Here is a 19,145-nt window from a genome sequence, read left to right as displayed (position 1 = left end):
GGCCATCCAGCCCAGGCTTGGCTGATCCTGTCCGGCGAAACCTAGGGGTTGCCGGGGCCCTGACTGTCGGCGTCGGGCGCCTCAGGCGGTCCGCTTGGCCGGTCCTGGCCGCGGCTGCCCAATCCATGTGAAGCATTCTTGGACGAGCTGAGGTTGATACCGGATCCCTTACCCAGGTGTTCGGCGTTTTCCTTGTAGCTCATGGACAGCATGGCGGCGATCACCAGCGTGACGATGAACGCGATTCCGGCGCCCGTGAAGGCGAGATCAAACCTCGGTGCCCGCGCGCTGCCACCGGAGGCGAAGACCAGCACCGCAACAAAAGCGAGGACGGCCCAGAACGCGGAGAACATCAGCGGCCCCTTCACCGAGGTCCGCAACTTGCGCGGTTTTCCTGGTTTTTGGTCTGCCAAGGTAGTTCCTCTCCTCCAGCCACACCGAAGGCTGCTGGTCTGATATGCGGTTGGCCCGCGAATAGGCGGGTTGTGGACCGCGGCATTTCTACGCCGGGTAGAACCCGTTCGCTTCTAGTTTACGGCTTCGAGGACGCGGGCCGGGAATCGTGCCTCAGGCTCAGCCCGGACAGCACCCACAGAACGCCGGAGATGATGGCCCCGCCGCCGGCGACGCCGAGCAAGGCGTGGGCTCCCAGGCTGGTGAAAAAAGGCAGGGCGGCCGCGGTGCCCAGGCCGATGGTTCCGGAAGCCACCCAATCCCGGGCCAGCACGTGCCGCCCGCGGTACCGGAGACCGCAGTACAGTTCCGCGGCTCCCGCGATTCCGAGGCCCAGTGCCGCGACAACCGTAAACACGCCATCCCCGTGAAGCAGTAGGGCCGCGGCGCCGGCCCCGGTCAGTGCGGCCCCTCCGGCGGAGAGGATTTTGCCGGGAGCCCCGCTGCGCACGAACCCTGTCCTCGGGAGTCCCCAGAGCATCAGCAGGCCGGTGGCCAGAAGATAGAGTCCGCCCGAGATGCCCATGACCTCCACTGACGGCCCGGGCCAGAAAACGGTCAGCGCTCCGAACGTCAGGGCAGCCAGGGCCCGCAGCAGGACCGGTTGCCACAGGTCAGCCTGCTGGGCGGTGCCTTCAGCGGTGTCGGCGGGTGTCAGTGGTGGGTTCACCGGTCCAGTTTAGTGGGCCCGTCCCCTAGTGCGAACCCAGCACCATCCAGTGGTCGGACCGGGCACGCACACCCAGGGTCACGGCCCGTGCGCTCATGTAACCCAAGGCAAAAGCAACCCACAGCCAGACCAGCCCTGCATCCGAGGACATGCCTGCAGCAGCCACGGCCACGAGCAGCGGCAGGTAGACGGCGAGGTTGACCACCCCTGCGACGGCCAGATATCTGGCGTCTCCCGCACCGATCAGCACGCCATCGAGGACAAAGACGTATCCGGCGATGGGCTGACCCGCTGCCAGGACCCACAGGGCGTACATCAGCGCCGACTGGACTCCGCCGTCGGTGGTGAACAAGGCGCCGGCCCACGGCGCAGCCACGGCCAGCAGGACTCCGGTGACGACACCGAATCCGGTACCCCAGCGGGTCATTGTCCGCGTCAGCAGACGCGCCCGTTCCGGACGCGAGGCCCCGAGTTCCTTGCCAATCAGCGCCTGCGCCGCGATGGCGAGCGCATCAAGGGCGAAGGCGAGGAAGGAGAAGATGGTCATGGCCAGCTGGTGCGCGGCGAGGTTGACCGTACCCTGGCCCGTCACCACGAACACAGTGGCCAGGATGGCGATGCGCAGGCTCAGGGTCCGCAGCATCAGCCATGAACCAACCCGGGTCATCGCACGGATGCCGCTCCAGTCCGGCCACAGGCTGATGCCGTGCCGGGCGGCGTTCCGCTGGACCATCACCAGATAGACGGCCGCCATAGCCCATTGGGCCAGGCTGGTGCCTGCGGCGGAGCCTGCCACGGACCAGCCCAGCCCGTAGACCAGGCACAGGTTCAGCACAATATTCAGGCCGAATCCGGCGGTTGCGACCAGAAGCGGCGTCCTGGTGTCCTGCAGTCCGCGGAGGACCCCGGTGCCCGCGAAAATGAGCAGCATCGCCACCAGCCCCGGCATGGACCACCGGAGGTAGTCAACGGCGAAGGCCCTCACTTCGCCCTCCGCACCCATCAGCCCCACCAGCGGATCGGCGGTCCAAAAACCGGCCACGGCGAGGGCGACGCCCAGCAGCAGCGCCAGCCAGACGCCGTCGCGCCCGGCGGCGAGTGCCTTTCCCAGCTGCCCGTGGCCGACGGCGCGGGCCACCGCGGGCGTGGTTGAGTAGGCCAGGAAAACCATCAGCCCGACGGCGGTGTGCAGCACAGCGGACGCCAACCCCACTCCGGCCAGCTGGGCAACCCCCAGATGGCCCACGATGGCGGAATCCGCCAGAAGGAAGAGGGGCTCTGCGATCAGCGCACCGAACGCCGGAACGGCAAGACGCAGAATCTCCCGGGCATGGGTGGCTGGCCTCTCCACAGCAGCAGGAGCGGATTGACGGGGCACAGGAACAGCCTAATGCGGCCTGCCCGGCGAGGGTCGTCCTTCCGTGACGCCCCGAGTCATGACGAAGGACACATTCCCTGACCATTAGTTGACACTTCAACTAATGGTCAGGGAAACTGGACCTATGAATCAGTCACGCCTCACCACCACCGCCATCACCGTCCTGCGCGTCATCCTCGGCTTCCTCTTCGCCGCCCACGGCTGGCAGAAGTTCAACGAATGGACTGTCGCCGGCACGCAGGCAGCCTTCGCCCAGATGGGTGTACCCGCCGCCCAGATCTCCGCTCCGCTGGTTGCCGGCCTCGAACTCGCCGGCGGCATCGCCCTGATCCTGGGCGTGCTGACCCGGGTTGTGGCAGCGCTCCTGGCCTTGAACATGCTCGGCGCACTGTTCCTGGTGCACGCTCCGGCCGGCGTCTTCGCAGACAAGGGCGGCTATGAGCTGGTACTGCTGCTTGCCGCTGCAGCCCTTGCCCTGGCCCTCACGGGTGCCGGCCGGCTTTCCGTGGACCGCGCCCTCTTTGGCCGCAGGAATTCCCGGCTGGCCGTCCTCGCCTAGAGCGGACTCCCCCAACAGACACCACGCCCGACGGCGGGCCGGCACCCAGGTGCCGGCCCGCCGTCGGCAGTTAATCGTCCTGCTGATCCGCCCGTGCGTGGTCGGCGCCGTTAGCCACTGACGCCCGTCAGCTCATTGGGAACATGCCGCAGCTCGCCGCTCTTCACCACCCTGCCGGAGGTGAGGTCCACGGCGTGGATCTTGGAGCCGGCCGGCTCCGTCACGTAGGCCATTGAGCCCTGGACAAACAGTGCGGGGCGGGGATCCTGCCAGATCTCCGGCTCCTCCCAGGCAGGAACCACCGGAAGCGAACGAATCTCAACGCCCGTTTCCGGATCAACAACGTGAAGCACGCCGTCCGTCCCCAATACCAGCGCCTCCCCGGCCGGACCACGGCCGAGGGAGCGGAAGGAATAACTGGTCCCGAGGTCCACGAGCTGCAACGCCCCGGTGGCAGTGTTGACCAGCGATATCCGGGTTGGCCGCTCCAGCACAGCTTCCCGGTCCACCTTGTAGTCGCCCAGGATCACCGGGGATGCGGGGCTTCCTGCCTGGTTTCCCATCCGGCCGTACGGGTCAGGGCTGGCTACCTTGGTGAAGGCACCGTCCCGGTAGACCAGCATTCCGTCTTCACAGCCCACCACCACCGTTCCTTTGCCAGCCACCGCCTCACCGTGCACGCCGGGGCAGTCCTCGTTGCGGAGCAGTTCGGCACGCTCCTGGCCATCTTCGCCCGCCGGAGCAGACAGCAGCGCAAGACCAGTGCGCCCCCCGTCATCGCCCAGTGTGACGAGCAACTGTCCGCCCTCCAGCGTGACGGCGACGCCATGGTGGGCCTCGGGCGCAGTGTAGGCGGTGGTTGCCGGCAACCCGGTCCTGAGCGCATCCGGAAGCGTGGCAGGGTCAAAAATCTCCACTTTTCCCGATCCGTCGTTGAACAGGGCAGTCCTCTCCGCGTGGCTGACCACATGACCCGCCTCGCTGGCATCAAAGGCCCGGCCCGTCAGCTGCGGCACGCCGGCATAGGAGTGGCCGTGGTCCCCGTGCCGCTCGGTCCACACGCCGGAATCGAACACGTGGAAGGCATCTCCCGACGAGATCAGGACATGCCTGCCGTCGCCCGCCTGGTTCACCCTGGTGAAGCCCTCAAGCGGCACCTCGGCAACAGGCGCGAGGGTTTTGGCATCCAGGACAGACACCCCATCCGAATGCGTCAGGACCAGGCGCGGGACCGGCGCCCGGGACTCCTTTGCCCGGCCCCCTTCGCCGGCGGGACTGCTGCCGGCTGTGTCAGAGGGTGTCCCGGCCACGGGGCCTGCGTCCATGCCGGGAGCGGCTCCGCAGGCTGAGAGCACCAGCACCGAGGCGGCGACAGCAGCCGGGAACGCGAGGGTACGTCGATGGATGGGAGAGGGTTGCAGTGAGGGTTTCATCATGACACTAATGATACTCATTCTTATTAGGCCTCCAAGGCAGACCTCCTTGGCGACTGGCGCGGAAAGTCGCGTGGCCGTCGTCGGACAGCATGGAACTCCGGATCTACACCACCACCGCCGGCCGCTGCATCAGCAACTGCCCTGCCTGCCCTGTGGCGGGCAGGGCAGTTCCTGTTGCGGGTTTGTGTCCTGCCCAACCCTCCGGTAACCCGCAGGCTCAGTATGATCGCACCATGACTGAGACCCCGGCCAACTCCGTGACCCTCCGCTTCCTGGCGGCCCCGATAGACGTGGGGCACAGCGGCTCCGTTGACGCCGGGACCGTCCTGGAGTGGGTCGACAAGGCCGCCTACGCTGCCGCAGTCGGCTGGGCCAAGTCGTACTGCGTCACGGCCTACGTGGGCAACATCCACTTTGCGGACCCTGTGAACAGCGGCGACATGGTGGAAGTGGAGGCCACCATCGTGTACACCGGCCGTTCCTCCATGCACATCCGCACTGTCGTCTCCTCCGGCGACCCCAAGGGCGGACCAGCCACGATGCGCAGCCAGTGCATGGTGATCTTCGTAGCCGTGGGCGATGACGGCAGGCCCACGCCGGTCAAGCAGTTTGAACCGTCCACCCCGGAAGAGATTGAGCAGCGGGACCACGCCCTGGCGCGGATCAAGGTGCGCGAACAGATCGTCGAAGCCATGAACGCACAGGAATATACCGACGCAGGGACTGCCGAACGCGTGACGTTGCGGTTCATGGCCGCCCCCACCGACGTGAACTGGGGCGGGAAGGTCCACGGCGGGATCGTCATGAAGTGGATTGACGAGGCCGCCTACGTCTGTGCAACCCGCTACTGCGGGAAGGACACCGTAGCGGTGTTCTCCGGCGGCGTCCGGTTTTACCGGCCACTGCTGATCGGCCATGTGGTGGAGGTGGAGGCACGGCTGGTCTACACGGGGACGAAGGGGATGCACATAGCAGTCCACGTACGCTCCGGGGACCCGAAGACCAGGGAACTGAACCTCACCACGTACTGCCTCACCGTGATGGTGGCGCGCGACGCCGAAGGTACCTCAGTGCCCATTCCCGAGTGGGTGCCGGTCTCGGAGGAGGACAAGCGGCTGCACGCGCATGCGCGTGAGCTGCTCGAAATCCGGGGTACAGCGCCGGGGAACCGGCTCCCCAACCACCTGCTGCCCCAGGGCTAAGCCTGTTCCGCCAGTGGGGAGACTTTAGAAGCCGCCGCCCCCGGCGTCGGCCGCCATGTTGGCGAAGCGCGAGTAGTGGCCCTGGAAGGCCACCACGATGTCCTTGGTGGGGCCGTTACGGTGCTTGGCGATCAGGATGTCAGCCTCGCCGGCGCGGGGTGACTCTTTGTCGTAGACGTCTTCACGGTGCAGCAGGATCACCATGTCGGCGTCCTGCTCGATGGAGCCGGATTCACGAAGGTCAGAGACCATGGGCCGCTTGTCCTGGCGCTGCTCGGAACCACGGTTCAGCTGTGAGAGGGCAATCACCGGCACCTGGAGCTCCTTGGCCAGCAGTTTGAGCGCACGTGAGAACTCGGAGACTTCCTGCTGACGGGACTCCACTTTCTTGCCCGAGCTCATAAGCTGCAGGTAGTCGAGGATCACGAGTTTGAGGTCATGCTGCTGCTTGAGGCGCCGGCACTTGGCACGGATTTCCATCAGCGACATGTTCGGGCTGTCGTCGATGAACAGCGGGGCATCATTCATCCGCCCCATGGTGGTGGCGATTTTGGACCACTGCTCGTCCTTGATGGTGCCCTTGCGGAGGTCCTGCAGGCCGATGGTTGCTTCGGCGGAGAGGAGCCGCATGGCGATCTCGTTCCGGCCCATTTCGAGGGAGAACATCACGGTGGCCAGGTTGTTCTTGATCGCCGCTGAACGGGCAAAGTCCAGGGCAAAGGTTGACTTACCCACCGCAGGCCGGGCCGCGATGACGATCATCTGTCCCGGGTGCAGGCCGTGGGTGAGTTCGTCCAGCTCGTAGAACCCGGTGGGCACCCCTGTCATGCCTTCGCCACGGTGGCCGGACGCTTCGATCTCGTCCACCGTTGCTTCCATCACGTCCTTGAGGACCACGTAGTCCTCGGCCGTGCGGCGCTCGGCCACTGCGTAGACCTCGGCCTGCGCCTGGTTGACCAGGTCCTCGACCTCGCCGTCCGAGCCGTAGCCCAGTTGCACGATCTTGGTGCCTGCGTTGACGAGGCGGCGCAGGATAGCCCTTTCCGCCACGATCTCCGCGTAGTAGCCGGCGTTGGCCGCAGTGGGAACCGTCTGGATGAGCTCGTGCAGGTACGCCGGGCCGCCAATCCTGTTGATCTCGGCACGCTTGGTCAGTTCGTCCGAAACGGTGACGGCGTCCGCGGGCTCGCCGCGGCCATAAAGGTCAATGATGGCTTCGTAGATGGTTTCGTGCGCCGGCCGGTAGAAGTCCTGGCCGCGAAGGATTTCCACGACATCGGCGATGGCATCCTTGGACAGCATCATGCCGCCCAGAACTGACTGCTCGGCGGGAATGTCCTGCGGCGGCTTTCGGCTGGTTTCTGATCCGCGGGTGCCCTCGATCGAGTCCAGGTGCGTTACTGACAAAGCTGCCGTCCTCCGTTATGTACCGCGTGATGCCGCGGCGCGTAAAGCCAATTTCTGCCGGATGCCGGCCTGTGGATCTTTCTGGGCAGGCCTTCACAGCCCGGCTGTGATCAGGTCTATCAGCCGCCACTGACAACCAAGGCCGTCAGGCCCGTGCAGTCCTTGTTGCCGCGCAGGAGTTATCCCCACAATCCACAAGTTATCCACAGAGGGAGCCCTGAAGCGGGGCCGGAACCCTGCCGCAAAGAACCCAACCTGTCCTTCAACGGCGCGGATCGCACCCCACGGAACAGGTCTCCCGCTACGGTATCCGGCCCTGCTCCGCCATCCAAGCCCACCCCGCGGGCCGCCTGTGGATAACCTGTGCACTAACCGGCATAGCTTGTGCACAGCCTGTGGGTGAACCTGTGGAAACCGAAATACTTTTAGCCTGTATATGACTCTGACCTGCGAAAACTCTTCGTCGAGGGTGTGGACTAAATATTCTTTTGCCCAACCTTAATCCACAGCTTGCAGTAGCTTCGCGCTGCCGCGGCCATGCTTTTGGCACCCTAGGGCGATCGATCCATACCTCTTTGGTGATGCACGCCACAATAGTCGCCCGGGTTTGACGCAGCACCCAAAGGGACGTATGCGAGCAGCGGAATGTGCTGTGGATAACGCCGCATCTGGCATAAGCTCTAGATATGGGCGACGTACTGATGATGCTGCTGCCGGCCATCATCCTGGGGGGAGTTATCTGGGCGCTCTCAACGGCTCTGAAGCCACGCGATTCGGGTACCTCGGACGCGGAGAAGTACCAGCAGGATCTGGCCAGGCGTTCGGCGGAGCACTATGCGGAGCAGGTGCGGGTGGCTACGGCCGCACGTGCCAGGCTCGATGCCAATACCCGCCCGAGCCAGAACGAGCAGCAGCAGACCCAGCAGGAAGATAATGCCCGGGCGGCGCGGCGCGCGCAGTCGCTGACGGCATCCGGTCACCACGGTCACGCGTCAGCGCTGGGCGGGCAACTGAATCCACAGCTGGCCTTGCAGCTGAAGACCCTGGCCGGAAACGGGCATAAAATCGAAGCCATCAAGCTCCTCCGCCAAGCAACCCAAACAGATCTGGCCACCGCCAAAGAGTATGTAGATCGGCTTTAGAAATGGAATCGCTCGTGATCCCCGTCATCATCCTGGTGGTTGTTGCCGCCGGTGTAGCAGTGGCAGCCCGTGCGTTCAGCAGGCGGCAGTCATCCGCCATGGAAGCCGGCAGCGTGCCTCCGCCGGATCCGGTTGAGCTCGCCCGGAACGCCGCTGCAAAACTCACCGAGGACCAGCACCGCAGACTTTACGCACTGATCGCGCAGGGGCAGGCGATGGCGGCCATCAAACTCTATTACGAGTCCACCGGTGACGGCCTGCGTGCGGCCCGTGACGCTGTGGCGGCGTTGGCCGCGCACCCGCAGCCCTACCGAAGCCCGGCGCCTGACGTGGTGGAGGTGGAGGCCGACGACGACGCGCCGCAGCGGTTCCCGTACAGGTACCGCGCCATTGCCAGCAAGGGCGATGTCACGCGAGAGGTCAGCAGCAACATGCTCAACGACGAGATCTATGGCCGCATCCGCACCCTGGCGAGAAGCGGCGACACCGAGGCCGCGGCAAACGCCCTTATCCGGCACTCGGACATCACCCTGAAGCAGGCGCGCGAGTTCATCGCCCTGTTGGACGAATAGTCGTCCACCAGGTCACCGGCCGCCCGAGATCCCTGCCAGCAACTGCTCAAAGGGAAGTGACTCCGCCGCGGCAGGCCGGCGGCCGGGCTGCTCCCCGGCAAGTAGGCCGGCGAACTCGGCTGCTGCGCGGTCGATCCGTACCGAAAGGGGCGAGCCGCCGTCGTCCGTGTTTCCCCAGTCCTGGGGGCCCGCAAAGACGCTCGTGGCAGTCATACGCGTCCGGAGGTAGCTGAACAGCGGGCGCATGGCGTACTCCAGCACCATCTGGTGACGGTCCGTTCCGCCGGTAGCGCCCAGCAGGACGGCCTTGCCGTCGAGTGACTTGGGATCCAGGACGTCGATGAAGGACTTGAAGAGGCCGCTGTAGGACGCACTGAAGACCGGGGTGACGGCGATGATGCCTTCGGATGCCTCCACGCCGGCGATGACCCCGGCAAGGCGGGGGGCCGCGTAGCCGGTGACAAAGTTGTTTGCGATGTCCACGGCAAAGTCCCTGAGTTCAACTACGTCCACCGTTACGTCGTAGCCTGCCGCAGCTATCCGGCGTTCCGCAGCGGCGGCAAGCTGGTCGGCGAGAAGCCTGCTGGATGACGGCACACCAAGGCCGGCTGACAGGACGGTGATGCGGCGGGTTTCCACGATGGACTCCTGAGGTTCGGTTAATTCCAAGCTACATGTATTTGCATGTACCTGGGTAACCGGCGGCCTTCCGTGTTTATTCCTGACACATGACCGCTGCAGCACTCATGTGGTTCCATAGCATCTACGGGCATCTTTCATGAGCATCGCACGCCTTGACAGCCAGTCGGGGCTTGAGGAGTATCAAGACATGCCGGTGCGCCTGGCCGCCCCTAGGAGCCGACCAGCGGTCCGGCCTCGCGAAGGGTTTTCGGATGCAGTCAGCACTCCCTCACCCCAGATTCATCCGGAGTGTGGCCACCGCCGCCGCAGCCCTTCTGGCTCTCTCTGTCGCGGGCTGCACCAAGGCTCCGGAGCCTGTGCCTGATGTTCGGATTGCTGCCGTGGGTGACATGAACGGCGTCAGGACCTACGAGCCTGATAGCGCGTCCGGCCTGAACGGAGCGGCGATCACCCGGCTCGTGGAGAATAACGAGATTGACGCGTTCCTGGGGCTCGGGGACTTCCAGTACGACACCCCAAGCTGCGATGACTACGTGAAGTACTGGACGCGGCTGTGGGGCGGCACGATGCCTAAGTTGTATTGGGTCTCCGCCCCCAACCACGACTGGCAGCCCGGGCGGAACGAAGACCTCGACAACTTTATGAATGGCGAATGCCCTGGGTCTACCGCGAAGGCTGCGATCAACCAGGAGCGTGGGTTCATCGAGAACGGGGAACCGTACTCAAAGGACTTCAGGAACTGGCATTTCGCGTTCCTGTCGTCCGCGCACTGGCGGTACAACCCGACGAAGGCCCGGGAGCTGACCACGTGGCTGGACAATGACCTCGCTGCCGCTCAGGCCGCGGGTAAGCATCTGGCGGTGGTTTACCACGAGCCGTACTTCACGTCGAACACGGACGAACATGAGCGGGCCGCTGACCACAAGCCATGGATCGACGTGATGTGGAAGTACCGGGTCCGTTTAACTCTGTCAGGGTCACAGCACAACTACGAACGGTCATGTCCGGTGAACAACGCTGACCGGTGCGTCAGTGACGGGATGACAGCGTTCCAGGTTTCCACGGGAGGTATCGGCCTCCGTCCCTTCACCAACAGTCCGACGTACATCCTGAAGCGGTTCAGCGACACACACGGGTTCCTTCGGTTGACGCTGCATGATGATGGGTCTTTCGACTGGAACTTCGTTCCAACGTCGGGCCCGAGCACGGACTCGGGGACGCGTTCAGCACCGAAGTAAATGCCCGCGGGGCGCGGCTGACAACCCGTCTTGGCTCTGCCAGACTGCCTGCATGGCTGAAAACAAGACCCAGGCAACCGACGCGTCCGTAGACGAATTCCTGGCCGCCGTGGAACACCCCATCCGGCATCGCGACGGTCTTCGCCTGCTGGAGCTGATGAGCGGGATCACTGGAGAGAAGGCGGAGATGTGGGGACCCACCATCGTGGGCTTCGGCCGGTACCACTACAAATACGAAACCGGCAGGGAAGGCGATGCGGCGGCGGTGGGCTTCTCTCCCCGGAAGGCGAGCCTCTCGCTCTACGGCCTCACCTACGGGCCCGAGGCCGGGGAGCTGCTGCCCAGGCTGGGCAAGTACAAAACCGGCGCCGGCTGCCTGTACATCAACAAACTCGAGGACGTGGACGAGGGCGTTCTGGCCGGGCTGATCCGGGCGGGATACCGGCACGCCACCACCGTGCTTCACAGCCCGTGACCCGCCCCTGGCCACCCCAACTCGGGGTCACTTAATGCCCTCCGGAGGCTCTTTTTTGGGCGATAAGTGACCCCGCGCTGCTGTGGCGGGAAGCAGAAAGACCCCCGCCGCCGGTGAGGGCGACAGGGGTCTTCCGGTAGTTCAGTACTGCGTAACGCTCTGACCAAAGGGCCGGAAGTGCTACTTGCCTGCGACTACGTCGAGTTCGATCACAGCAGCAACGTCGTCGTGCAGACGGACGTTGGCCTGGTAGGAACCAACCGACTTGATGTGTGCCGGCAGTTCAACCTTGCGCTTGTCGATGCGGCCAAGGCCAGCGGCCTCAACAGCGTCGGCTACGTCGCCCTGCTTGACGGTGCCGAACAGGCGTCCGGTCTCGCCAGCCTTGACAACGAGCTTGACCGGCTTGGCGGAGAGTGCAGCGGCCTGCTTCTGAGCATCTTCCAGGGAAGCGTGCTCGCGGGCGGCGCGGGCAGCCTTGATGGACTCAACCTGCTTCTCGCCACCCTTGGACCAGGTCAGGGCGAAGTTGCGGGGCAGCAGGTAGTTACGTGCGTAACCGTCCTTGACCTCGACAACGTCGCCAGCAGCACCGAGACCGGTTACTTCGTGGGTCAGAATGAGCTTTGCCATGTTAGTTAATCCCTTCCTTAGCCGCGGCCAGCGCCGGAGTAAGGCAGCAGAGCAACTTCGCGGGCGTTCTTGATTGCCTGGGCGATCTTGCGCTGTTCCTGAACCGTAACGCCAGTGACGCGACGGGCGCGGATCTTTCCGCGGTCGGAGATGAACTTGCGCAGCAATGCTACGTCCTTGTAGTCGATGACAGTGATGTCAGCGGCCTTCAAGGGGTTGGACTTTGGTTTGGGCTTACGGAGTTCAGCCTTAGCCATCGTGGAGCTCCTATTCTATGGAGCCCGTGGATGTTGATCCACGGGATGGTGGTGGTCCGACGGCGGCAGTCGCCTGGGCGCCTTTCGGCACCCGTGGCGGTCCCGGCGTCGGGCCTTATTTTTTGTTGTTTAGAAGGGAGGTTCGGAATCGGGGCCGTTGCCCCAGCCGCCCGCGTTGGAGACACCGGGCGTTGCCCAAGGATCTTCCTGTGCAGCCTGCTGGTTTCCGCCACCGAATCCACCGGAGTTGCCGCCCTGGTTTCCACCAGAGTTGCCGCCGCCAAAGCCGCCGCCGCTGTTGCCGCCGCCGAAGCCACCCTGACCACCCTGACCGCCGGAGCGCTGGGTGCGGTTGACTTTGGCATTGGCGTAGCGCAGGCTCGGGCCGATTTCATCGACTTCGAGCTCGATGACGGTGCGCTTTTCGCCTTCTTTGGTTTCGTAGGAACGGCTCTTCAGCCGGCCGGAAACAATCACGCGCATGCCCTTGGTGAGGGACTCGGCGACGTTCTCGGCTGCTTCACGCCAGACGGCGGCGCGGAGGAACAGGGTTTCCCCGTCCTTCCACTCGTTGGACTGGCGATCAAAGGTGCGTGGGGTGGAAGCGATGGTGAAGTTCGCTACTGCCGAACCTGACGGTGTGAACCGCAATTCCGGGTCATTGGTGAGATTACCGATGACCGTAATAGTGGTTTCGCCTGCCATCTACTGCCTCCTTGTTCGATCCTGGATGAAGAATTCGATCCTGCGGGGTGAAGAATGAAAACTGGAGCTGAATTACTCAGCAACAACCTTCTGCTCTTCGGGGCGGGTGATCTTGGTGCGCATGATCGTCTCGTTAAGAGACAACTGGCGGTCAAGTTCCTTGGCGGTGTCCGGCTTGGCGGTGAAGTTCACCACGGCGTAGATACCTTCAGACTTCTTCTTGATTTCGTAGGCCAGCCGGCGACGGCCCCAGATGTCAACCTTTTCGATGGTTCCACCATCGTTGGTGATGACGTTCAGGAACTTCTGAAGCGACGGCTCAACGGTACGCTCTTCGACCTCGGGGTCGATGATTACCATCAATTCGTAAGGACGCATATGTGAACCCACCTCCTTTGGGCTAAGCGGTTACGGCATTTCCGTAACAGGAGGTTCATTTGCGATGCCATGCAAATGCCCGGCCAACGGAACGGAGGCAGGGCGCAGCACAGACTTCAATATCTTAGTGCATTTGGACCGGATAGGCGATTCGCGCTTGACTCAAGGCTATCGCCGGACCAAGACCCGAGGAAGCCGACGGCCGCGTATGTGGAAAACGGCGCCGGTGGCCGGTCCATAGCCCGCCGGGGGGCCGGGCCGAAGCTAGAGTACAGGGCATGGAAGCCGCCCAGCACAACGCCCGCCCGCTCAAGGTGAGACGCAGCCGGCTCAGGTTCGTGGCCATGATGGTGGCCGGAATCAGTGCGGCCCTGGCCACCGGTGCCGCCGGCCTGTGGGTGCAGGCGCCGGCCGCCGGGTGGGCGACGGCAGCCCTTGTCTACGTCGCCTGGGTCTGGCTGGTGGTGGGGCGGATGGATCCCGCGGAAACCAAGGCCCATGCCGTCGCCGAAGACCCCTCCCGGGGCACCACCGACCTGCTGATCCTGGCGGCGAACGTTGCGTCCCTGGCCGCAGTCGCCGTCGTTGTGGCATATTCGCGAGGGCGCGACGACGCCACACAAGTGGGCGGGGCGGCTTTGGTGCTCGCCAGCGTGGCACTGTCCTGGATGCTCGTCCAGACGCTCTTTACCCTCAGGTACGCGGCGCACTATTACGGCGGGGAGAAGGACGGGGGCGTCAGCTTCAACCAGGACGAGGCCCCGCAGTACACGGACTTCGCGTACCTGGCCACCAGCATCGGGATGACGTACCAGGTATCCGACACCAACCTGGAGAATCCGCGGATCCGGCGGGAGGCGCTGAAACACAGCCTGCTCTCGTACCTTTTTGGCACAGTCATCCTCGCGGCGACGATCAACCTCGTGCTGGGCCTTGCGGTCTGAGCCGCAACCGGTCCCTGCCGCAGCCGGTACCTGCAAGGCGGCCAGATGCTGCGCGCCAAACTCGAGTACACCTGACCTCGGATTTCTCTGGTGCCAACCCCTGATCGAAGCTATATTGGCATCCATCGGCTGGGTACCGTGCTGGACGCAAATGGGCGCCCAGGAACTTTGGCCCGCAATGCCACGCCTGTGACAGTGCGGACTCCATATGATGCAGTGCTTGATGTAAAGGGAAATCGGTCTCCTTCTTAGATGATGGGGGCCGCATGTCGTTAATTGGCAGAAGCATGGAGTTGCAGCGGATCCTCTCAGTGATCCGGGGACCACAGGAATCCGCGCTGACCATCGTCGGGCGGAGGGGGGTGGGCAAATCCGCCCTCCTGTCCGGGATCCCCCAACTCTCCGAATACCGGACGGTCTTCCTCCGGGCCAGCGCCTCGGAGTCCGACTGGCCGCTGTCAGGCCTCACCGCACTGCTCAACGGGATAGACGATCCTGTGCTCAACCGGTTCGCCGACAATTTGCTGCAGGATTCCGCAGGCACCATGGACGTCCCTACGGTTTCATCCATGCTGCTGAACGGGTTGCACCAGCGCTCATCGTCGCGGACTGTGATTGCGATCGACGATGCCGACCAGCTGGACCCCAGCAGCCAGGCGGTGATCGGATTCCTTGCCCGCCGGCTCTCCGGCACGGACATCGCACTTTTCACCAGCGTCCGGGAAGTGTCACCGGACAGCCCGTTTAACAGCCTCCCCGCGCTTCACTTGCGGGTGCTCAGCTACAACGACACCGTTCGGATGCTGGAATCGATTCCCGCGCGGCAAACTGCGACGGCGGCTGTCCACGCGGTCGCTGCTGCCACCCAGGGCAACCCGCTGGCCGCCGTCGAACTTTACACCTGCCTGCTGGAACGCCAGGCGGAAGGAAAGTACGCCCTCCCCATTCCGCTGCCCTGTAAGGGAAGTTTTGAATCCGAATTCGCCGCAACAGTCGGCGGTTTGACCCCGGCCGCGCGGCACGTACTGGACCTGATGTCGCTGTCCTGCCGGAGTGACATCGCCACCCTGGAAAAAGCGTATGGCGACCTGTGGGCGGGGGTCGACGAACTCCTGGCAAACGGCATGGTCAGCAGGTCCGGTCCGCACCTGCGGATCCAGGACCAACTGCTCCGGGGTTACGCCTTCGCCACGATGACCCCGGCCGTCCGGACAGCCAACCACCGCGCACTGGCAGAGGCCGCCGGGGAAACGGACCCGTACGCACGCCGGTGGCACCAGAGTTTCACCGCGCTGGAACGCCAGACACCTTTTGGCCTGCTGCGGTTCGCTGTCGACCTGATCCGGAGCGGAGAGGTGCCGTTCGCCGTGGAATTCATCGAGCGCGCGCTCACCATCAATCCGTGGGAGGCGGAGACGGCGGCGCGGCTCTCCACGGTGGCGGAACTGCTGTTCAACAGGGGCGAGTTCGTCTATGCCAGGCGCTACTTGGACTGGGCACAGCGCGTGACACGCAACCCTCCGCTGATTCTTCGCCTGACAGGACTCGGCTTCGAAATCCAGTTCATGCAGGGCGCCGCCGTGCGGTCCAGCATGGTGCTGCGCCTGGTGAAGGAGTTCGGACAGCACGATCCGGCGTACGCTGCCTCGCTGTTGGCTGTCGGTTCGCTTTATTACGCCGAGCGGTGGGAACTGGAGGATGCGAAAGCGCTGCTCGAGCACGCCGAAAAGTTCAACGATGCCGCCTCCAAGGACTGCCTGGCGGTGGCGGACCGGGCCAGGTTGCTGATCGAAGCGATCAGTGGGAACAGGGACTACGTTGCCCGCAAGCACGAGGCTGCCGCCAGCACCATCGCCATGCTCCTGGTGCAGGGGAGGGCCCTGAGCTACGCCGAGCAATATGACCTTGCCCAGGAAGCCTTCGCCATAGTGCGGAACTCGGTGGAGGCGAGCAACGTCAACTGGCGGGAAACCGCAGCCTACCTCGCCGTTGACAACGAGGTCAGGGCGGGCCGCGTCGGCAAAGCCATCCGGCTCATTGAAGACCTGGAACTCAGCGAACCGGAATCGAAATACCACCGGGGGATGCGGCACATCTTCCGGGTGTGGCGGGCCCATTCCCTGGGCGATGAGGCCCTGGCACGGCTGTACGTGGCCGAGGCGCAGCATCTCTCCGGGGCGGACAGCCACCCGGCCATCACGGCCCAGCTGGCGGCCTGCCAGGGCCACTTTGCACTCATGCGCGGCAACCTGGCGGAGTCCTTCGCGCACCTCTCACGTGCCGCCGAGATCGGAACGGCGTACGGAAACCCTACGCTGCTACGCTGCGAGGCGGATCTGGTGGAAGTCCTGGTCAGGCTCGGCCGCCACCACGAAGCGGCGCAGGCCCTCTACCGGCTGGAGAGCCGTGCGGTCGGCCTGCGGTCTCCCTGGCTGCTGACGGCCGTGGCCCGCAGCCGGGCCATGCTTGCCGACGGCGAGCAGTCCCTTCAACTGTTCAGGCATGCCCTCGAAGCCCGGAACTCCCAGGATTCGATTCTGGAGCGCGCCCGGACCCTGCTTTGCTACGGGGAGCGGTTGGGCGCCTTCGGCCGGCAGCGGGAGGCCAAGGACGGGCTGATGCGCGCCAAGGTCATGTTTGACGAAGCCGGTGCGGACGCCTGGGCCCAGCACGTTGACTCGCTGCTCCTCGACGAACGTGTGGAACTGGCCGGCGCCCCTGGCAACCCCGCAATCCTCATGCTTGCAGACCACGAACGCGTGCTGGCGGGCATGGTGTCCCGCGGGATGCGGAACAAGGAGATCGCGGCCACCCTGTATGTGTCTGTGCGGACCGTGGAAGTGCGCCTCACCGCGATCTACCGGAAGCTCGGGGTGGAATCACGCGCCCAGCTGACAGCGCTTGCCACGGGCAAGGAAACCGCCCAGGCAAAGGAACAGTTCGTCCTTCCGGTCCTCTAGCCCAGCTGCCGGGGCACGGTGCTGCAGGTTCCCGCAATTCCCGCATTGTTCCCTGCCGGTGCCCACACAACCGGAGGCTTCCGGTGCCCCACCAGGACGCAGCCGACTAATTTGGCAGTACGGATTCAAAGTCCCCGGGGGCCGGAACGTGGGAAGGACGCGGACAAATGAGAACGGTCGCCAGCGAAGCCGGTGTGTGGTGACTGCGGAAACCGTGCTGGCCTGCATCAATGTCATGGAACCATGGATCGGCGAGGACGAGACCCGCGCCGTGGCTGAGGTCCTCGCCTCCGGGGTGCTCACCCAGGGGCCGAAAGTGAAGGCCTTCGAGGCAAGGTTCAGCGCACTGCAGGAGGTGCGCCACGCCGTCGCGACCTCCAGCGGCACCTCCGCGCTGCACCTGGCGCTGGTGGTGGCCGGCATCGGTCCGGGCGATGACGTGGTGGTTCCGTCACTGGCTTTAATCGCCACCGCCAATGCGGTGACGTATGTCGGCGCGCGGCCAGTGTTCTGCGATGTGGATCCAGTCACCGGCACCGTGACTGCGGCCTCCGTCCGGGCTGCACTGACCCTGGACACCCGGGCCGTGATCGTGGTGGACCAAGCCGGCATTCCGGTTGACCTGGACCCCGTCCGCGAGCTTTGCGAGCGTCACGAAATCATTGTGATCGAAGACGCCGGATGCGCTGTCGGTTCCGCATACAAGGGCAGACCGGTGGGCGCCGGAGCGGACGTTGCCGTGTGGTCGTTCCATCCGGACAACGTGCTGACCACGGGCGAAGGCGGCATGCTGACCACCCACCGGGCGGACTGGGCGGCGCGGGCCCGGAGCCTCCGTTGCCATTCACTGAACGTGCCGGTGGCGGACCGTCGCGGATCCGGCGTCTGCACGCCGGAGGTGTACGTCGAGGTCGGCTTCGACTACCAGATGACGGATCTGCAGGCTGCCATCGGCATGGTGCAACTGGGCAGGCTGGGCCAGATCGTGGCCCGCCGTCGGGAGATCGCCGCTCGTTATGCGGCAGGCCTTTCCGCCCTGGCCGGGCTCCGGTTGGTTGCCGACCCACCGTATGGGGCCACCAACTTCCAGTCCTTCTGGCTCGAAGTCCTCCCGGGCTTTGCCACCGACCGCGACGGGCTCCTGGGCCGCCTGGCTGATGCCGGGATTTCGGCGCACCGCGGCGCCGTGGCTGCTCACCGGCAGCCGGCCTACCGGTGGCGGGATACGGGAAACGCCGGGCTCCAGGCTACTGAACGGCTCGCCGACCGGACCCTGGTTCTTCCGCTTTTCCACAGGCTGGACAACGTCGGACTGAACCGCGTCATGAACAGCATCCGGGCGGCCGCCGGGGTCCACCGGTGAGCGAACTGGTCCTGATCGCCGCCAGCGGACTGGCCCGGGAAGTCCTGACAATGGTCCGCGCCAGCGGGCAGTACGACGTCGTCGGTATGCTCGACGACGACAAGGAAATGGCCGGCGTCACCGTCGACGGAGCGCCTGTGCTGGGGACCATTGACGATGCACCCAAGTTCACCCACGCGCTGGTGCTCGTGTGCCTGGCCTCCGGGAAGTCCCGGGAAGCTGTGGTGGAGCGGCTGGCGGCCCTGGGCCTCCGCGATGCCCGTTACGCCACCGCCATCGATCCCAGCGTGGAGTGCCCTGAGGGCTGCCGGATCGGCCGAGGCAGCATCCTCCTGAAGAACGTGACACTGACAGCCTCCGTCACGCTCGGGGCCCACGTTGTGGCCATGCCGTCCGTGACCTTCACGCACGACGACGACGTGGCGGACTTCGCGACGTTCGCGGCCGGCGTGTCGCTGGGTGGGGGAGTCCGGATCGGCCGGGCGGCCTACCTGGGGATGAACTGCAGCGTCCGTGAACGGACGTCAGTCGGGTCCTACGCCACGGTGGGTATGGGGGCGGCCGTTCTAAGCAACGTGCCCGACGGCGAAACCTGGGTCGGCGTACCCGCCCACCCCATCGACAAGGGATAACCGAAGCTCGGGAACGCCGAGCGCAAGGGGACCCTCCGCAGTTGTGATTCCTGTTACCGGATTGTGATTATCACCCACCGGTCCTGTACGGTCGATCAG

General features: G+C 64.8%; 20 protein-coding genes. 10 read left to right on the top strand and 10 right to left on the bottom strand.

The features are described from left to right. Window positions 1-41: 41 nt before the first annotated feature. The 3 genes from ACS5PJ_RS07740 to ACS5PJ_RS07730 all read right to left on the bottom strand — a co-directional run bounded on the left by ACS5PJ_RS07740 (window position 42) and on the right by ACS5PJ_RS07730 (window position 2,501). Window positions 42-413, bottom strand: coding sequence for a hypothetical protein (locus ACS5PJ_RS07740; RefSeq protein WP_439434331.1), 372 nt, complete (start codon window positions 411-413; stop codon window positions 42-44). A 119-nt stretch (window positions 414-532) separates the two neighbouring features. Then, window positions 533-1,123: a hypothetical protein gene (locus ACS5PJ_RS07735; protein ID WP_439434330.1), complete on the bottom strand. Its 591-nt coding sequence runs from the start codon at window positions 1,121-1,123 to the stop codon at window positions 533-535. Between the two features lie 25 nt (window positions 1,124-1,148). Then, the gene (locus ACS5PJ_RS07730; RefSeq protein WP_439434329.1) at window positions 1,149-2,501 is read right to left on the bottom strand and encodes an MATE family efflux transporter; all 1,353 of its coding nucleotides are present in this window, start codon (window positions 2,499-2,501) and stop codon (window positions 1,149-1,151) included. 124 nt (window positions 2,502-2,625) lie between these two features. Between ACS5PJ_RS07730 and ACS5PJ_RS07725 the strand changes: the two genes are divergently transcribed. Beyond that, entirely contained in the window at window positions 2,626-3,060 is a 435-nt protein-coding gene (locus tag ACS5PJ_RS07725; protein ID WP_439434328.1) for a DoxX family protein, read from the top strand. Window positions 3,061-3,170: 110 nt separating this feature from the next. Here the strand turns inward: ACS5PJ_RS07725 and aztD are convergent, their stop codons facing one another. Beyond that, window positions 3,171-4,496, bottom strand: a complete 1,326-nt coding sequence (aztD, locus tag ACS5PJ_RS07720) for a zinc metallochaperone AztD (RefSeq protein ID WP_439434327.1) — start codon at window positions 4,494-4,496, stop codon at window positions 3,171-3,173. A gap of 233 nt (window positions 4,497-4,729) precedes the next feature. Between aztD and ACS5PJ_RS07715 the strand changes: the two genes are divergently transcribed. Then, window positions 4,730-5,698, top strand: a complete 969-nt coding sequence (locus ACS5PJ_RS07715) for an acyl-CoA thioesterase (RefSeq protein WP_439434326.1) — start codon at window positions 4,730-4,732, stop codon at window positions 5,696-5,698. 24 nt (window positions 5,699-5,722) lie between these two features. Here the strand turns inward: ACS5PJ_RS07715 and dnaB are convergent, their stop codons facing one another. Further along, window positions 5,723-7,105, bottom strand: coding sequence for a replicative DNA helicase (dnaB, locus tag ACS5PJ_RS07710; protein ID WP_131683481.1), 1,383 nt, complete (start codon window positions 7,103-7,105; stop codon window positions 5,723-5,725). A 686-nt stretch (window positions 7,106-7,791) separates the two neighbouring features. Between dnaB and ACS5PJ_RS07705 the strand changes: the two genes are divergently transcribed. Both ACS5PJ_RS07705 and ACS5PJ_RS07700 read left to right on the top strand, forming a co-directional pair. Continuing rightward, entirely contained in the window at window positions 7,792-8,247 is a 456-nt protein-coding gene (locus tag ACS5PJ_RS07705; protein WP_439434325.1) for a hypothetical protein, read from the top strand. A 2-nt stretch (window positions 8,248-8,249) separates the two neighbouring features. After that, window positions 8,250-8,819, top strand: coding sequence for a hypothetical protein (locus ACS5PJ_RS07700; protein ID WP_439434324.1), 570 nt, complete (start codon window positions 8,250-8,252; stop codon window positions 8,817-8,819). A gap of 12 nt (window positions 8,820-8,831) precedes the next feature. On the opposite strand, the gene ACS5PJ_RS07695 is transcribed toward ACS5PJ_RS07700, so the two are convergent. Continuing rightward, window positions 8,832-9,458, bottom strand: coding sequence for a CE1759 family FMN reductase (locus ACS5PJ_RS07695; RefSeq protein ID WP_439434488.1), 627 nt, complete (start codon window positions 9,456-9,458; stop codon window positions 8,832-8,834). A gap of 254 nt (window positions 9,459-9,712) precedes the next feature. Here ACS5PJ_RS07695 and ACS5PJ_RS07690 point away from each other — a divergent pair, with 254 nt between their 5' ends. Then, window positions 9,713-10,699, top strand: a complete 987-nt coding sequence (locus ACS5PJ_RS07690; RefSeq protein ID WP_439434323.1) for a metallophosphoesterase family protein — start codon at window positions 9,713-9,715, stop codon at window positions 10,697-10,699. Window positions 10,700-10,751: 52 nt separating this feature from the next. After that, a complete protein-coding gene (locus ACS5PJ_RS07685; protein ID WP_439434322.1) occupies window positions 10,752-11,174 on the top strand; it encodes a DUF1801 domain-containing protein in 423 nt (140 codons plus the stop codon). Window positions 11,175-11,354: 180 nt separating this feature from the next. Here the strand turns inward: ACS5PJ_RS07685 and rplI are convergent, their stop codons facing one another. From rplI to rpsF, 4 genes are all read right to left on the bottom strand, one after another. Beyond that, window positions 11,355-11,807 (bottom strand): 50S ribosomal protein L9, encoded by a 453-nt coding sequence (gene rplI / locus ACS5PJ_RS07680; RefSeq protein ID WP_050057159.1) that lies wholly within the window; start codon window positions 11,805-11,807, stop codon window positions 11,355-11,357. A 17-nt stretch (window positions 11,808-11,824) separates the two neighbouring features. Continuing rightward, window positions 11,825-12,064 (bottom strand): 30S ribosomal protein S18, encoded by a 240-nt coding sequence (rpsR, locus tag ACS5PJ_RS07675; RefSeq protein WP_003800144.1) that lies wholly within the window; start codon window positions 12,062-12,064, stop codon window positions 11,825-11,827. Between the two features lie 129 nt (window positions 12,065-12,193). After that, window positions 12,194-12,769 (bottom strand): single-stranded DNA-binding protein, encoded by a 576-nt coding sequence (locus ACS5PJ_RS07670; RefSeq protein ID WP_190990560.1) that lies wholly within the window; start codon window positions 12,767-12,769, stop codon window positions 12,194-12,196. Window positions 12,770-12,841: 72 nt separating this feature from the next. Beyond that, on the bottom strand, window positions 12,842-13,147 hold the full coding sequence (gene rpsF / locus ACS5PJ_RS07665) for a 30S ribosomal protein S6 (protein WP_011693941.1): 306 nt from the start codon (window positions 13,145-13,147) through the stop codon (window positions 12,842-12,844). Window positions 13,148-13,425: 278 nt separating this feature from the next. Between rpsF and ACS5PJ_RS07660 the strand changes: the two genes are divergently transcribed. From ACS5PJ_RS07660 to ACS5PJ_RS07645, 4 genes are all read left to right on the top strand, one after another. Beyond that, window positions 13,426-14,091: a DUF1345 domain-containing protein gene (locus ACS5PJ_RS07660; RefSeq protein ID WP_439434321.1), complete on the top strand. Its 666-nt coding sequence runs from the start codon at window positions 13,426-13,428 to the stop codon at window positions 14,089-14,091. Window positions 14,092-14,357: 266 nt separating this feature from the next. Further along, a complete protein-coding gene (locus ACS5PJ_RS07655) occupies window positions 14,358-17,051 on the top strand; it encodes an AAA family ATPase (RefSeq protein WP_439434320.1) in 2,694 nt (897 codons plus the stop codon). Window positions 17,052-17,250: 199 nt separating this feature from the next. Beyond that, entirely contained in the window at window positions 17,251-18,414 is a 1,164-nt protein-coding gene (locus tag ACS5PJ_RS07650) for a DegT/DnrJ/EryC1/StrS family aminotransferase (RefSeq protein ID WP_439434319.1), read from the top strand. Next, window positions 18,411-19,046: an acetyltransferase gene (locus tag ACS5PJ_RS07645; RefSeq protein WP_439434318.1), complete on the top strand. Its 636-nt coding sequence runs from the start codon at window positions 18,411-18,413 to the stop codon at window positions 19,044-19,046. Before ACS5PJ_RS07650 ends, ACS5PJ_RS07645 begins: the two co-directional genes overlap by 4 nt. The last annotated feature ends 99 nt before the right edge of the window (window positions 19,047-19,145 follow it).

The organism is Pseudarthrobacter cremeus (genome assembly GCF_051857465.1).
GTDB lineage: Bacteria > Actinomycetota > Actinomycetes > Actinomycetales > Micrococcaceae > Arthrobacter.
The sequence above is the reverse complement of the archived record's forward strand: the minus strand, read 5'-3'. Positions and strand labels throughout refer to the sequence as shown.

Excerpts from the sequence above, each read along its gene's own strand:
- ACS5PJ_RS07705 (WP_439434325.1), top strand. The coding sequence starts at position 7,792 with ATGGGCGACGTACTGATGATGCTGCTGCCGGCCATCATCCTGGGGGGA.
- ACS5PJ_RS07660 (WP_439434321.1), top strand. The coding sequence starts at position 13,426 with ATGGAAGCCGCCCAGCACAACGCCCGCCCGCTCAAGGTGAGACGCAGC.
- ACS5PJ_RS07655 (WP_439434320.1), top strand. The coding sequence starts at position 14,358 with ATGTCGTTAATTGGCAGAAGCATGGAGTTGCAGCGGATCCTCTCAGTG.
- ACS5PJ_RS07685 (WP_439434322.1), top strand. The coding sequence starts at position 10,752 with ATGGCTGAAAACAAGACCCAGGCAACCGACGCGTCCGTAGACGAATTC.
- aztD (WP_439434327.1), bottom strand. The coding sequence starts at position 4,496 with ATGATGAAACCCTCACTGCAACCCTCTCCCATCCATCGACGTACCCTC.
- ACS5PJ_RS07715 (WP_439434326.1), top strand. The coding sequence starts at position 4,730 with ATGACTGAGACCCCGGCCAACTCCGTGACCCTCCGCTTCCTGGCGGCC.
- ACS5PJ_RS07690 (WP_439434323.1), top strand. The coding sequence starts at position 9,713 with ATGCAGTCAGCACTCCCTCACCCCAGATTCATCCGGAGTGTGGCCACC.
- rpsR (WP_003800144.1), bottom strand. The coding sequence starts at position 12,064 with ATGGCTAAGGCTGAACTCCGTAAGCCCAAACCAAAGTCCAACCCCTTG.
- ACS5PJ_RS07725 (WP_439434328.1), top strand. The coding sequence starts at position 2,626 with ATGAATCAGTCACGCCTCACCACCACCGCCATCACCGTCCTGCGCGTC.
- ACS5PJ_RS07700 (WP_439434324.1), top strand. The coding sequence starts at position 8,250 with ATGGAATCGCTCGTGATCCCCGTCATCATCCTGGTGGTTGTTGCCGCC.
- rpsF (WP_011693941.1), bottom strand. The coding sequence starts at position 13,147 with ATGCGTCCTTACGAATTGATGGTAATCATCGACCCCGAGGTCGAAGAG.
- rplI (WP_050057159.1), bottom strand. The coding sequence starts at position 11,807 with ATGGCAAAGCTCATTCTGACCCACGAAGTAACCGGTCTCGGTGCTGCT.
- ACS5PJ_RS07670 (WP_190990560.1), bottom strand. The coding sequence starts at position 12,769 with ATGGCAGGCGAAACCACTATTACGGTCATCGGTAATCTCACCAATGAC.